The following is a 13,099-nucleotide window of genomic DNA, read 5'->3' on the forward strand; positions in this document are numbered from 1 at the left end:
GGGGGTTCCGGCGCGCTCGGCTCCGGTATGATCGGCGGCGCGCGGCGGGGTCGCGCGGCCCGCCGGGCGACAGGAGAATTCACGAGGAACCGGATGACCGAACTGATGAAGATCGCGGCGCTGTTCGCCGTCACTGCGCTGGCCGAAATCGTCGGCTGCTACCTGCCGTGGCTCGTGCTGAAGGGCGGGCGGCCCGTGTGGCTGCTGGTGCCGGCCGCGCTGTCGCTCGCGCTGTTCGCTTGGCTGCTGACGCTGCACCCGAGCGCCGCGGGGCGCACGTACGCGGCGTACGGCGGCGTGTATATCGCGGTGGCGCTGATCTGGCTGCGGGTAGTCGACGGCGTCGCGCTGACCCGCTGGGATGCGGCGGGCGCGGTGCTCGCGCTCGGCGGGATGGCTGTCATCGCGCTGCAGCCGCGCGCGTAAGCGCGGCTGCAGGCGGGACTTTCGGGACGCGCGGGACGCCGCGTCAGGCGGCTTCGGCGGTGTCCACGTCGGCGGACTGGCGCCACACGCACGTACCCTTGACCGACTTGTCGAGCTCGTCGAGTTGGGTCTGGTGGGCGGCGAGCTCGTCGTCGCTTGCCGAGAGAACCGGCAGGGCGAGCGACGCGAGCGATACGCGCTGGCCGTTCGCCGCGCCGCCATCGGCGCCTGCGTCGTCGAGCATGTCGATCACGAGGCTGTCCTGGCCGCGCGTCATTGCGAGATAGACCTCGGCGAGCAGCTCCGAGTCGAGCAGTGCGCCGTGCAGCGTGCGGTGCGCGTTGCTGATGCCGAACCGGTCGCACAGCGCGTCGAGCGAGTTGCGCTTGCCGGGGAACATCTGCTTGGCCTGCACGAGCGTGTCGATCACGCCGCCGCAATGCTCGGTGAATGGCGGCAGGTCGAGCCGCGCGAATTCCGCGTCGAGAAACCCGAGGTCGAACGGCGCGTTGTGGATGATCAGCTCGGCGTCTTTCACGAAGTCGCGAATCTGGTCGACGACTTCCGCGAACTTCGGCTTGTCGCTCAGGAACTCGGTGGTGAGGCCGTGCACGGCCAGTGCGCCCGGATCGCTATCTCGCTCGGGGTTCACGTAGATGTGCAGGTTGTTGCCGGTGAGCCGCCGGTTCAGCAGCTCGACGCAGCCGATTTCGATCAGGCGGTCGCCCGTGCGGGGGTTCAGGCCGGTGGTTTCGGTATCGAGAATGATCTGGCGCATGTCGGATAAATCGGGAAAGACAATAGGGTGGCCTGGGTTCAGGCCACGAGCGATTCGACGCCGCGATTCGCGAGCGCGTCCGCACGTTCGTTTTCGGGATGGCCGGCGTGGCCCTTCACCCAGCGCCACTCGATCTCGTGTTGTACGACGAGCGCGTCGAGCCGCTTCCACAGGTCGGCGTTCTTCACCGGCGTCTTCGCCGCGGTGACCCAGCCTTTTTTCTTCCAGCCGTGGATCCACTCGCTGATGCCTTTCTGCACGTACTGCGAGTCGGTATGGACGATCACGCGGCACGGCCGCTTGAGCGCTTCGAGTGCGCCGATCACGCCCATCAGTTCCATGCGGTTGTTGGTCGTGTTGGGCTCGCCGCCGAACAGCTCTTTTTCGCGGTCGCCGTAGCGCAGCAGGGCGCCCCAGCCGCCGGGGCCGGGGTTGCCCTTGCAGGCGCCGTCGGTATAAATGTCGATGGTGTCGGTGGTCATGAGTGTTCTTGATGGGTGGTCGGGGTGGCCGCCGGCGTGAGGCCCGGCGCGAGCACCGGCTTTTTCATCTTGATCTGGCCGACGAGGCGCATGCCGCGCACGCGCTTGACGGCCGTGACCATGTAGACCGCGCCGAAGATCGGCCACCAGCGGTCGCCGGCGGCTTCCATGAAGCCATAGCGGGCAAGCCATTTGTCGGTGACGAGCGGCGGCCGGTAGCAGCCGAAACGGCCGCGCTCGAGATCGAAGCCGAGCAGCTTGATCCAGTCCTTGAGCCGGATGAACGCGATCTGATCGCGCGCGGCCGGCACGAACGGGCGGTTCGCCATGCGCCCGAACGATTGCCGCATGCCCCACAGGCTCAGCGAATTGAAGCCGGTGATCACGAGCTGGCCTTCCGGCATCAGCACGCGTTCGGCCTCGCGCAGCAAGCGGTGAGGGTCGGACGTGAATTCGAGCGTGTGCGGCATCACGATCAGGTCGACGCTCTGCGACTCGAACGGCAGGTCGAGCAGGTCGCACCACGTCGTGCTGCGATCGACCGGCGCATGTTCGGGCCCGCGCGCCTCGCGCGCCCATGGATACTGGTAGGGCGCGCTCGCGCCGCTCGCCGGATCGAGCACGAGGCCGCGATACGGCATGCGGTTCTCGCGCAGCGCGTCGAGCTGCGGCAGGCCGAGCTGGAGCGCGTGAAACCCGAACACGTCGGACACGATCCGGTCGAGCTGCGCCTGCTCCCAGCCCAGCACGTAGCGGCCGGGCGGCGAGTCGGTCCAGGCGGGCCAGTCTATAATTTGTGGATCGGACATAACGTTGATTGCGCGCCCATGAACGAGCTGGAATACGTGCCGGTGCCGGCATTCGAAGACAACTACATCTGGCTCGTGTCGGACGGCCGCGATGCGATCGCCGTCGATCCGGGTGAAGCCGCGCCGGTACGCCGTGTTCTTGCGGAACGCGGCTGGCGGTTGACCGCTATTTTACTCACGCACCACCACGCCGACCATGTCGGCGGTGTCGCCGCACTGCGAGATAGCCAACCGGACGATGCGCCGCTCGTGGTTTACGGCCCCGCAGCCGAGGCGATCGGCGTGGTCACCCGGCCGCTCGCGGGCGGCGATCGCGTGATGCTCGACGCACCGGCGCTCGCATTCGACGTGCTCGACGTGCCCGGTCACACGCGCGGCCACATCGCGTATTTTCAGGCGGCCGGCGTAGGCGCGGCCACGCCGCACGTGTTCTGCGGCGACACGCTGTTCTCGTGCGGCTGCGGCCGCCTGTTCGAAGGCACGCCCGCGCAGATGCTCGCGTCGCTCGACGCGCTCGCGGCGCTGCCCGGCGACACGCGCGTGCATTGCGCACACGAATACACACTGTCGAACATCCGCTTCGCGCTCGCGTGCGAACCGGGCAATGCGGCGCTCGCCGCGTGGCGCGACGACGCGCAGGCGCTGCGCGCGCGCGGCGTGCCGACGCTGCCCACCACGATCGCGCACGAACGTGCGGTCAACCCGTTCATGCGCGCGGACAGCGCGGCGATCCATGCGACGCTCGAAGCCGAGCTGCACGAAACGGTGCCGGATCGTCTGGCGGCATTCACGCTGATGCGCGAGTGGAAAAATCGTTTCCGATGACGCATTCCGGAGGACTCCAAACCTCAGGTGGCGCCTGTAAAAATTGCTCCAAATGTAGGATTTCGCTGAGTTTTCGGTGTTTTTATTGACGTGAAGCACGCACTTCCGTAGTATCGCCTGCAATTTCCAGCCGTCGGAAGCCGAGATTTTCATGCGACTTATATTGAGTGCGATGGTGGTCCTGCTACTCGCCGCTTGTGCGAGCCAGGCTCCTGTCGCCAACAACGCCGCCGATTCGCAGGCGACGTCCAACTACCTCCGTAAATCAGCCACCGCCAAAGAAACTGTCGACGTCGACAAGCAATCCGTCGGCGACCTGACCAGTGCGGACTCCGATCTCTGGGGCCGCATCCGTCGCGGCTTCCAGATGCCCGACCTGCAGAGCGACCTCGTCGACATGCAGACCACGTGGTACACGCAGCGTCCCGATTACGTGCAGCGCATGACCGAGCGCTCGCAGAAGTACCTGTATCACATCGTCGAGGAACTCGAGGCGCGCCACATGCCGACCGAGCTCGCGCTGCTGCCGTTCATCGAATCCGCGTACAACCCGCAGGCGCTGTCGGTCGCGAAGGCGGCCGGCATGTGGCAGTTCATGCCGGGCACGGGCCGCACGTACAACCTGAAGCGCAACATGTGGCAGGACGAGCGTCGCGACGTGCTCGCGTCGACGAGCGCCGCGCTCGACTACCTGTCGCGCCTGCATGACATGTTCGGCGACTGGTATCTGGCGCTGGCCGCGTACAACTGGGGCGAGGGCAACGTGCAGCGCGCGATCGCGCGCAACCAGGCGGCCGGGCTGCCGACCGACTACCAGAGCCTGCGGATGCCGAACGAGACGCGCAACTACGTGCCGAAGCTGCAGGCGGTGAAGAACATCATCGCGAGTCCGCAGCAGTATGGCCTCGTGCTGCCTGACATCCCGAACCACCCGTATTTCGTGACGGTCACGACGTCGCGCGACATCGACGTGGCGGTGGCCGCGAAGCTCGCGAACCTGTCGCTCGACGAATTCCGCTCGCTGAACCCGTCGTTCGCGAAGCCGGTGATCCTCGGCGCGACCGAGCCGCAGATCCTGCTGCCGTTCGACAACGCGGCGGCGTTCGAGAAGAACCTGAAGGCACACAACGGCCAGCTGTCGTCGTGGACCACCTACACGGTCAGCGAGCGCGCGCGTCCGGCCGCGATCGCCGAGAAGATCGGTGTCGACGCCGATACGCTGATGTCGATCAACAAGATTCCGGCCGGCATGCGCCTGAAGCCGGGTTCGACGATCGTCGTGCCGCGTGGCGATGACGACGACGAGGACATCAGCGCGGACGTCGCCGAAAATGGCGTGCTCGCGATGGAGCCCGACGTGCCCGACACGCGCAAGATGCTGATCCGCGTGCGCCGCAAGCAGTCGATGGCCGCACTCGCCGGCCGCTACGGCGTGTCGGTCGGCCAGCTGAAGGCATGGAACCGCACGCACCGCGATATGGTGATGCCGGGCCAGGCGCTCGTGCTGCACGTGCCGGTCGGCCGTGCGGTGCCGGCCGAGCCGGGTCCGGAGCGGATCGCGACGTCGGCGGCCGGCGCGCATATCGAGCGCGCGAGCCTGTCCGTCGGCGGCAAGTCGCGTGGCGCGAAGCACGCCGCCGCGAAGCCGGCGGCCCGCGCGGCCAAGGCGGCCCCCGCGAGGGCGGCCCCCGCGAAGGCGGCGCCGGCCAAGGTTGCTGCCAGCAAGAGCAAGAAGAAATAACGCGGTCGCGATCGCAACGCGGCGGTCCGTACGGGCCGTGCGATTGCGTTATCATCCGACGAAACGCGAGGCAACGCCGTCACCGAGGTGACGGCGTTTTCATTTGTGCGCGGCGGCGCGGCCGCTGTTGCGCCAGACGTGGAACAACAAGGAGAGGCGATGTCATCGGTGCAGGCGAGGGTGCTCGCGCTGTTTGCGATCGGGTATTTCGTGTCGTATGTGTTCCGCGGCGTCAATCTCGGCTTCGCGCCGTTCGTCACGCACGAGCTCGGGCTGTCGGCCGCCGATCTCGGGCTGCTCACCAGCCTCTATTTCCTCGGCTTCGCCGGCGCGCAAATTCCGGCCGGCGTGCTGCTCGACCATTTCGGCCCGCGCCGCGTGACGGCCGGCATGCTGCTGTTCGCGGCGGCTGGTGCCGCGGTGTTCGGCGTCGCGCACGACCTCGGCACGATGATGATCGGCCGGCTCCTGATCGGCGTCGGCGTATCGGTGTGCCTCGGTGCGGCGTTCAAGGCGCTCGCGCAGCATTTTCCGGTCGGCCGGTTGCCGCTCCTCAATGGTCTCGTGATGGCGGTCGGCGGCCTCGGCGGCGTCGCGGTCGGCTCGCCGCTGACCTGGCTGCTCGGGTTCGCGAGCTGGCGCGCGATCTGCGGCGGCCTCGCGGTGCTGACGATCATCGTCGCCGCCGCGATCGGCTTCGGCGCGCCGGAAGCCGAACGGCCACGCCACCAGGGCGGGCTCGTCAGCCAGTTCAAGGGCACCTGGCACATCCTGAGCAGCCGCGCGTTCTGGAAGATCTCGTCGTTCTCGGTCGTCACGCAGGGCGTGTTCTACGCGATGCAGTCGCTGTGGGTCGGGCCGTACCTGCGCGATGTCGCGGGGTTCGATGCGCAGCGCGCGGCCCAGCTCGTGTCGGTGCTCGGGTTCGCGATGATGGCCGGCTGCGTCGGCTTCGGCGCGGCGGCGCGCGTGCTCGAGCGGCGCGGGGTGTCCGTCCAGGCGTTTTGCGGCGTCGGCATGGCGTTGTTCGTCGCGACGCAAGCCGCGATCGTCGCGCGCGTCCCGCTGCCGCCGGCCGTACTGTGGGCGGCGTACGGGATGTTCGGCGGCGTCGGGATCCTGACCTATGCGGTGCTGGCCCGTCATTTCCCGGCCCATCTGATCGGCCGCGCGAACACGACGCTCACGCTCGTGATCTTCGTGCTGATCTTTGCGTTCCAGATCGGCATCGGCGCGGTGCTGTCGCACTGGCCGGCGATGGACGGCCATTACCCGGCCGCCGCACACTTCACCGCGTGGAGCGCGCTGCTCGCGCTGCAACTCGCGAGCGCGGTCTGGTACGCGTGGCCCGAGCGCGGCGCTGGCAAGCAGGGTGATCCGGCGGTACGCTGACGGGTAGGGCGGCCTGCGCAAACGGGGCCGCAGCAGCAGCGCACGGCGCGCGGTCGCGGCAGGCCGCATGCATGATCGGACGGCCATATCGATTGAAGATAGGGCCATTTTCGGGCTATAATTTGAAAGTTTGTGCTGATCAACCTCGCACCCTAGCGCCTACCTCACTCATCCCGTTCATCCGCCGCACGCCGCCTGTCGGGCGATGCCGCGAAGCCTCGTGCGCCACGCGCCGGGTTCGCGTCTCGACAACGCAGGTCGCGTCCAGCTAGCGACTCCGCGCGCCTACGCAGCGCGGCGCACGCGCGGCAGGGTAAACAGGTCGGCAGCAGGGTGTTCCCCAAGGAGCCTCCCGTGTTGCCGTCTTTTTCTCCCGCCTTGCTTGCACTCGCCGACGGCACGGTCTTTCGTGGTTATTCGATCGGGGCCGAAGGCCATACGATCGGTGAAGTCGTGTTCAATACCGCGATTACCGGCTATCAGGAAATCCTGACCGATCCGAGCTACGCGCGTCAGATCGTCACGCTCACTTACCCGCATATCGGCAACGTCGGCATCAACGCCGAAGACGTCGAAGCCACGAAAGTCCATGCCGCCGGCCTGATCATCCGTGATCTGCCCACGCTCGCATCTAACTTCCGCATGGACCGCACGCTCGGCGACTACCTGCGCGACGAAGGCGTCGTCGCGATCGCCGGCATCGATACCCGCAAGCTGACCCGTATCCTGCGCGACAAGGGCGCGCAGAACGGCTGCATCCTGGCCGGTTCGGACGACGAGGCGAAGGCGATCGAGCTCGCCCGCTCGTTCCCGGGCCTCGCCGGCATGGATCTCGCGAAGGTCGTGTCGACCACGAAGCCGTTCGAGTGGAAGCAGACCGAATGGCGCCTCGAAGGCGGCTACGGGATGCAGGAATCGCCGAAGTACCGCGTCGTCGCGTACGACTTCGGCGTCAAGTACAACATCCTGCGCATGCTCGCGGAACGCGGCTGCCAGGTGACGGTGCTGCCGGCGCAGGCCAGCGCGGCCGACGCGCTCGCGCTGAATCCGGACGGCATCTTTCTGTCGAACGGCCCCGGCGACCCGGAGCCGTGCGACTACGCGATCGCGGCCACGAAGGAATTCATCGAGCGCGGCGTGCCGACCTTCGGCATCTGCCTCGGCCACCAGATCATGGGCCTCGCGGTCGGCGCCAAGACGCTGAAGATGAAGACGGGCCACCACGGCGCGAACCATCCGGTGAAGGATCTCGGCGACGGCCGCGTGGTGATCACGTCGCAGAACCACGGCTTCGCGGTCGACGCGGATTCGCTGCCGGCCAATGCGCGCGTGACGCACGTGTCGCTGTTCGACGGCACGCTGCAAGGCTTCGAGCTGACCGACAAGCCGGCGTTCTGCTTCCAGGGCCACCCGGAAGCGTCGCCCGGCCCGCACGACATCGGCTATCTGTTCGACCGTTTCACCGCCCTGATGGACGCGGCGCAGCAGCGCAACGCCTGACGTCACTGAAGCAACCGAAGAACGGGAGATTCGCATCATGTTCGGCCACGCACTCGGCATCACGGATATCTGGACCTACGTGTTCGGCGTGATCTTCATCATCCTGCTGCCGGGGCCGAACTCGATGTACGTGCTGTCGCTCGCGGCGCAGCGCGGCGTGAAGGCCGGCTATCGCGCGGCCTGCGGCGTGTTCGTCGGCGATACGGTGCTGATGGTGCTGTCCGCCGCGGGCGTCGCGTCGCTGCTGAAGGCGAACCCGCTGCTGTTCTCCGTCGTCAAGTACGGCGGCGCCGCGTACCTGCTGTACATCGGCGCCGGGATGCTGCGCGGCGCGTGGCGCAAGCTGCGCGCACGCGGCGATGCGCCGGCCGACGCGCCGCTCGCGGTCGACGGCGAGCGCTCGTTCGACAAGCCGTTCCGCAAGGCGCTGATCGTGAGCCTCCTGAATCCGAAGGCGATCCTGTTCTTCATCTCGTTCTTCATCCAGTTCGTCGACCCGGCATTCCCGCATCCCGCGCTGTCGTTCGTCGTGCTCGGGGCGATCGCGCAATGCGCGAGCTTCCTGTACCTGAGCACGCTGATCTTCGCGGGCGCGCGGCTCGCCGAGCATTTCCGCCGCCGCCGCAAGCTCGCGGCGGGTGCGGCGAGCAGCGTGGGCGGCCTGTTCATCGGTTTCTCGGTGAAGCTCGCGCTCGCCACCATGAGTTGAGCGCAGCCGGCCGACCCGCGACAACGCCACGACAAAGATTACTTACTGAATTCACAAGCCATGCCAAAACGCACAGACATCAAAAGCATCCTCATCATCGGCGCCGGCCCGATCATCATCGGCCAGGCTTGCGAGTTCGACTATTCGGGCGCGCAGGCTTGCAAGGCGCTGCGTGAAGAGGGCTACAAGGTCGTCCTCGTGAACAGCAACCCGGCGACGATCATGACCGACCCGAATACGGCCGACGTCACGTACATCGAGCCGATCACGTGGGAAGTCGTCGCACGCATCATCGAGAAGGAGCGCCCGGACGCGATCCTGCCGACGATGGGCGGCCAGACCGCGCTGAACTGCGCGCTCGACCTGCATCACCACGGCGTGCTCGAGAAATTCGGCGTCGAGCTGATCGGCGCGTCGCCGGAAGCGATCGACAAGGCGGAAGATCGCCAGAAGTTCAAGGACGCGATGACCAAGATCGGTCTCGGCTCGGCGAAGTCGGGCATCGCGCACTCGATGGAAGAAGCGACCCAGGTGCACGCCGAGATCATGGCGTACACCGGCGGCAGCGGCTATCCGATCGTGATCCGTCCGTCGTTCACGCTCGGCGGCTCGGGCGGCGGCATCGCGTATAACCGCGAAGAGTTCGAAGAGATCTGCAAGCGCGGCCTCGACCTGTCGCCCACGCGCGAACTGCTGATCGAGGAATCGCTGCTCGGCTGGAAGGAATACGAGATGGAAGTCGTGCGCGACCGCGCCGACAATTGCATCATCGTGTGCTCGATCGAAAACCTCGACCCGATGGGCGTGCACACCGGCGACTCGATCACGGTCGCGCCGGCGCAGACGCTCACCGACAAGGAATACCAGATCCTGCGCAACGCATCGCTCGCGGTGCTGCGCGAGATCGGCGTCGACACGGGCGGCTCGAACGTGCAGTTCTCGATCAACCCGAAGGACGGCCGCATGGTCGTCATCGAGATGAACCCGCGCGTGTCGCGTTCGTCGGCGCTCGCGTCGAAGGCGACCGGCTTCCCGATCGCGAAGGTCGCGGCGAAGCTGGCGGTCGGCTACACGCTCGACGAGCTGAAGAACGAAATCACCGGCGGCCAGACGCCGGCGTCGTTCGAGCCGACGATCGACTACGTCGTCACGAAGATTCCGCGTTTCGCGTTCGAGAAGTTCCGTGAAGCCGATTCGCGCCTGACCACGCAGATGAAGTCGGTCGGCGAAGTGATGGCGATCGGCCGCACGTTCCAGGAATCGTTCCAGAAGGCGCTGCGCGGCCTCGAAGTCGGCGTCGACGGTCTCGACGAGAAGTCGACCGACCGCGACGAGATCGCGATCGAGATCCACGAGCCGGGCCCGGATCGCATCTGGTACGTCGGCGATGCATTCCGCATCGGCATGACGGCCGAAGAGATCTTCGCGGAAACCGCGATCGACCCGTGGTTCCTCGCGCAGATCGAGCAGATCATCCTGAAGGAAAAGGCGTTGTCGGGCCGCACGCTCGCGTCGCTGACGTTCGACGAGCTGCGCTTCCTGAAGCAGAGCGGCTTCTCCGACCGCCGCCTCGCGAAGCTGCTCGGCGCGACGCCGGAAGACGTCCGCAAGCGCCGCGTGGAACTGAACGTGCGCCCGGTCTACAAGCGCGTCGACACCTGCGCGGCCGAGTTCGCGACGAAAACCGCGTACATGTACTCGACCTACGAGGAAGAGTGCGAGGCGCAGCCGACCACCAACAAGAAGATCATGGTGCTGGGCGGCGGCCCGAACCGGATCGGCCAGGGCATCGAGTTCGACTACTGCTGCGTGCACGCGGCCCTCGCGATGCGCGAGGACGGCTACGAAACGATCATGGTCAACTGCAACCCGGAAACGGTGTCGACCGACTATGACACGTCCGACCGCCTGTACTTCGAGCCGCTGACGCTCGAGGACGTGCTGGAAATCGTCGACAAGGAAAAGCCGGTCGGCGTGATCGTCCAGTACGGCGGCCAGACGCCGCTGAAGCTCGCGCTCGACCTCGAGGCGCATGGCGTGCCGATCGTCGGCACGTCGCCGGACATGATCGACGCGGCCGAAGACCGCGAACGCTTCCAGAAGCTGCTGCAGGATCTCGGCCTGCGCCAGCCGCCGAACCGCACCGCGCGCGCCGAAGAAGAAGCGCTCGCGCTGGCGGCCGAAATCGGCTACCCGCTCGTCGTGCGCCCGTCGTACGTGCTGGGCGGCCGCGCGATGGAAATCGTCCACGAGCCGCGCGACCTCGAGCGCTACATGCGCGAGGCCGTGAAGGTGTCGAACGATTCGCCGGTGCTGCTCGACCGCTTCCTGAACGACGCGATCGAATGCGACGTCGACTGCATCTGCGACGGCGAAGCGGTGTTCATCGGCGGCGTGATGGAGCACATCGAGCAGGCAGGCGTCCACTCGGGCGACTCGGCATGCTCGCTGCCGCCGTACTCGCTGTCGAAGGAAACCGTGGCCGAGCTGAAGCGCCAGACGGGCGCGATGGCGAAGGCGCTGAACGTGGTCGGCCTGATGAACGTGCAGTTCGCGATCCAGCAGGTGCCGCAGGCGGACGGCTCGAAGCAGGACATCATCTACGTGCTCGAAGTGAACCCGCGCGCCTCGCGCACGGTGCCGTACGTGTCGAAGGCGACCAGCCTGCCGCTCGCGAAGATCGCGGCGCGCGCGATGGTCGGCCAGAAGCTCGCGCAGCAGGGCGTGACGAAGGAAGTCGAGCCGCCGTACTTCAGCGTGAAGGAAGCGGTGTTCCCGTTCGTCAAGTTCCCGACCGTCGATCCGGTCCTCGGGCCTGAAATGCGTTCGACCGGCGAAGTGATGGGTGTCGGCCAGACGTTCGGCGAAGCGCTGTTCAAGTCGCAGCTCGCGGCCGGTTCGCGCTTGCCGGAGTCGGGCACGGTGCTGCTGACCGTGATGGACGCCGACAAGCCGAAGGCCGTCGAAGTCGCGCGCATGCTGCACGACCTCGGCTACCCGATCGTCGCGACCAAGGGCACGGCTGCCGCGATCGAAGCGGCCGGCGTGCCGGTGAAGGTCGTCAACAAGGTGAAGGACGGCCGTCCGCACATCGTCGACATGATCAAGAACGGCGAGATCGCACTCGTGTTCACGACGGTCGACGAGACGCGCCAGGCGATCGCCGATTCGCGTTCGATCCGCATGAGCGCGCAGGCGCACAAGGTCACGTACTACACGACGATGTCGGGCGCGCGCGCGGCCGTCGAAGGCTTGCGCTACCTGAAGGATCTGGAAGTCTATGATTTACAAGGTCTTCACGCTCGCCTAAACTAAGCAGTCAGTTTCCTGTCGAAGCAACACGTGCCGCGGTTAAGCGGTGTTTCCGGTTCACCGGAAATGCGCTTAATCGCGGTGATTTTTTTTATAGCCGTTATTATCGATTGAGCCGTTTATGAGCACCATTCCGTTGACAAAGCGTGGCGCAGAGCAACTGCGCGATGAATTGCAGCGCCTCAAGTCGGTCGAGCGGCCGGCCGTGATCACCGCGATCGCGGAGGCCCGCGCACAGGGTGATCTGTCCGAAAACGCCGAATACGACGCAGCGAAGGAAAAGCAGGGCTTCATCGAGGGCCGTATCGCGGAACTCGAATCGAAGCTGTCCGCCGCGCAGGTCATCGACCCCACCGTGCTCGATGCCGAGGGCCGCGTGGTCTTCGCGTCGACGGTTGAGCTTGAAGATCTCGAGTCGGGCGACACCGTCAAGTATCAGATCGTCGGCGACGACGAAGCCGATATCGATCACGGCCTGATCTCGGTCAGCTCGCCGATCGCACGCGCGCTGATCGGCAAGTCCGAAGGCGACGTCGCGGCCGTGCAGGCGCCGAGCGGCGTGCGCGAGTACGAAATCATTTCCGTCAGCTACATCTGAAGCCGGGCGACGTGATGCCGCATCGCGTGTTCCGTCTGCTGTCGGCCGTGTGGGTCGGCAGCCTGCTGACGATCGGGTATGCGGTCGCGCCCGTGCTGTTCAAGACGCTGGAGCGGATGACGGCCGGTACGGTCGCCGCCCAGCTGTTTCGCATCGAGGCGATCCTCGGTGTCGTGTGCGGCGTGCTGCTGCTCGCGCTGTCGAATCAGCAGGTGCGGCGCGGCAGCGGCGATTATCGTCGCGTGCGCTGGATCGTCGCGGCGATGGTCGCGTGCGTGCTGGTCGGGTATTTTGCGCTGCAGCCGTTCATGAACGCGCTGCGCGTGGCCGCGATGGAAGCGGGCACCGATATCGCGAACTCGCCGTATGCGAGCCGCTTCGGGATGCTGCACGGCGTCTCGAGCCTGTTCTATCTCGTCGAGAGCGTGCTGGGGCTGATGCTGATCTGGCGTCTGCCGGCGCAAGACTCCGGAACGGCCTGAACAGCCTGAGCGCCGCACGGGCAGGGCACGGGATGCCCCGTGCCG

At 66.5% G+C, this 13,099-nt stretch carries 12 protein-coding genes; 9 read left to right on the plus strand and 3 right to left on the minus strand.

Going from position 1 to position 13,099, the window contains the following annotated elements; translation table 11 throughout:
• The first annotated feature begins 93 nt into the window (after positions 1-93).
• Positions 94-426 (plus strand): YnfA family protein, encoded by a 333-nt coding sequence (locus BAMB_RS05885; RefSeq protein ID WP_011656489.1) that lies wholly within the window; start codon positions 94-96, stop codon positions 424-426.
• A gap of 43 nt (positions 427-469) precedes the next feature.
• On the opposite strand, the gene dnaQ is transcribed toward BAMB_RS05885, so the two are convergent.
• Genes dnaQ through BAMB_RS05900 form a run of 3 tightly spaced genes read right to left on the minus strand, consistent with a single transcriptional unit; the run spans position 470 to position 2,495 of the window.
• Positions 470-1,204 carry a DNA polymerase III subunit epsilon gene (gene dnaQ / locus BAMB_RS05890; RefSeq protein WP_011656490.1) on the minus strand — a complete coding sequence of 245 codons (735 nt, stop codon included), beginning with the start codon at positions 1,202-1,204 and terminating at the stop codon, positions 470-472.
• A gap of 38 nt (positions 1,205-1,242) precedes the next feature.
• Positions 1,243-1,686 carry a ribonuclease HI gene (gene rnhA, locus BAMB_RS05895; protein WP_006758689.1) on the minus strand — a complete coding sequence of 148 codons (444 nt, stop codon included), beginning with the start codon at positions 1,684-1,686 and terminating at the stop codon, positions 1,243-1,245.
• Positions 1,683-2,495 carry a class I SAM-dependent methyltransferase gene (locus tag BAMB_RS05900; RefSeq protein WP_011656491.1) on the minus strand — a complete coding sequence of 271 codons (813 nt, stop codon included), beginning with the start codon at positions 2,493-2,495 and terminating at the stop codon, positions 1,683-1,685. The genes rnhA and BAMB_RS05900 overlap by 4 nt, the downstream gene beginning before the upstream one ends.
• Positions 2,496-2,513: 18 nt before the next feature.
• Here BAMB_RS05900 and gloB point away from each other — a divergent pair, with 18 nt between their 5' ends.
• The 8 genes from gloB (at position 2,514) to BAMB_RS05940 (ending at position 13,054) form a co-directional block, all read left to right on the plus strand.
• Positions 2,514-3,320, plus strand: coding sequence for a hydroxyacylglutathione hydrolase (gene gloB, locus BAMB_RS05905; protein WP_041491133.1), 807 nt, complete (start codon positions 2,514-2,516; stop codon positions 3,318-3,320).
• Between the two features lie 151 nt (positions 3,321-3,471).
• Positions 3,472-5,061 (plus strand): transglycosylase SLT domain-containing protein, encoded by a 1,590-nt coding sequence (locus BAMB_RS05910; protein ID WP_011656493.1) that lies wholly within the window; start codon positions 3,472-3,474, stop codon positions 5,059-5,061.
• A 159-nt stretch (positions 5,062-5,220) separates the two neighbouring features.
• On the plus strand, positions 5,221-6,453 hold the full coding sequence (locus BAMB_RS05915; protein ID WP_011656494.1) for an MFS transporter: 1,233 nt from the start codon (positions 5,221-5,223) through the stop codon (positions 6,451-6,453).
• A 354-nt stretch (positions 6,454-6,807) separates the two neighbouring features.
• Positions 6,808-7,953 (plus strand): glutamine-hydrolyzing carbamoyl-phosphate synthase small subunit, encoded by a 1,146-nt coding sequence (gene carA, locus BAMB_RS05920; RefSeq protein ID WP_006750298.1) that lies wholly within the window; start codon positions 6,808-6,810, stop codon positions 7,951-7,953.
• A gap of 37 nt (positions 7,954-7,990) precedes the next feature.
• On the plus strand, positions 7,991-8,662 hold the full coding sequence (gene leuE, locus BAMB_RS05925; protein ID WP_011656496.1) for a leucine efflux protein LeuE: 672 nt from the start codon (positions 7,991-7,993) through the stop codon (positions 8,660-8,662).
• A gap of 60 nt (positions 8,663-8,722) precedes the next feature.
• Positions 8,723-11,977: a carbamoyl-phosphate synthase large subunit gene (gene carB, locus BAMB_RS05930; RefSeq protein WP_006750300.1), complete on the plus strand. Its 3,255-nt coding sequence runs from the start codon at positions 8,723-8,725 to the stop codon at positions 11,975-11,977.
• 118 nt (positions 11,978-12,095) lie between these two features.
• Positions 12,096-12,572 carry a transcription elongation factor GreA gene (gene greA / locus BAMB_RS05935; protein ID WP_006750301.1) on the plus strand — a complete coding sequence of 159 codons (477 nt, stop codon included), beginning with the start codon at positions 12,096-12,098 and terminating at the stop codon, positions 12,570-12,572.
• Positions 12,573-12,586: 14 nt separating this feature from the next.
• Complete coding sequence (locus tag BAMB_RS05940; protein ID WP_011656497.1) at positions 12,587-13,054, plus strand: DUF4149 domain-containing protein; 468 nt, start codon at positions 12,587-12,589, stop codon at positions 13,052-13,054.
• Positions 13,055-13,099 lie beyond the last annotated feature (45 nt).

The organism is Burkholderia ambifaria AMMD (genome assembly GCF_000203915.1).
GTDB classification, from domain to species: domain Bacteria; phylum Pseudomonadota; class Gammaproteobacteria; order Burkholderiales; family Burkholderiaceae; genus Burkholderia; species Burkholderia ambifaria.

Coding starts and splice junctions, on each gene's coding strand:
- BAMB_RS05885 (WP_011656489.1), top strand. CDS start 94: ATGACCGAACTGATGAAGATCGCGGCGCTGTTCGCCGTCACTGCGCTG.
- dnaQ (WP_011656490.1), bottom strand. CDS start 1,204: ATGCGCCAGATCATTCTCGATACCGAAACCACCGGCCTGAACCCCCGC.
- rnhA (WP_006758689.1), bottom strand. CDS start 1,686: ATGACCACCGACACCATCGACATTTATACCGACGGCGCCTGCAAGGGC.
- BAMB_RS05900 (WP_011656491.1), bottom strand. CDS start 2,495: ATGTCCGATCCACAAATTATAGACTGGCCCGCCTGGACCGACTCGCCG.
- gloB (WP_041491133.1), top strand. CDS start 2,514: ATGAACGAGCTGGAATACGTGCCGGTGCCGGCATTCGAAGACAACTAC.
- BAMB_RS05910 (WP_011656493.1), top strand. CDS start 3,472: ATGCGACTTATATTGAGTGCGATGGTGGTCCTGCTACTCGCCGCTTGT.
- BAMB_RS05915 (WP_011656494.1), top strand. CDS start 5,221: ATGTCATCGGTGCAGGCGAGGGTGCTCGCGCTGTTTGCGATCGGGTAT.
- leuE (WP_011656496.1), top strand. CDS start 7,991: ATGTTCGGCCACGCACTCGGCATCACGGATATCTGGACCTACGTGTTC.
- carB (WP_006750300.1), top strand. CDS start 8,723: ATGCCAAAACGCACAGACATCAAAAGCATCCTCATCATCGGCGCCGGC.
- greA (WP_006750301.1), top strand. CDS start 12,096: ATGAGCACCATTCCGTTGACAAAGCGTGGCGCAGAGCAACTGCGCGAT.
- BAMB_RS05940 (WP_011656497.1), top strand. CDS start 12,587: ATGCCGCATCGCGTGTTCCGTCTGCTGTCGGCCGTGTGGGTCGGCAGC.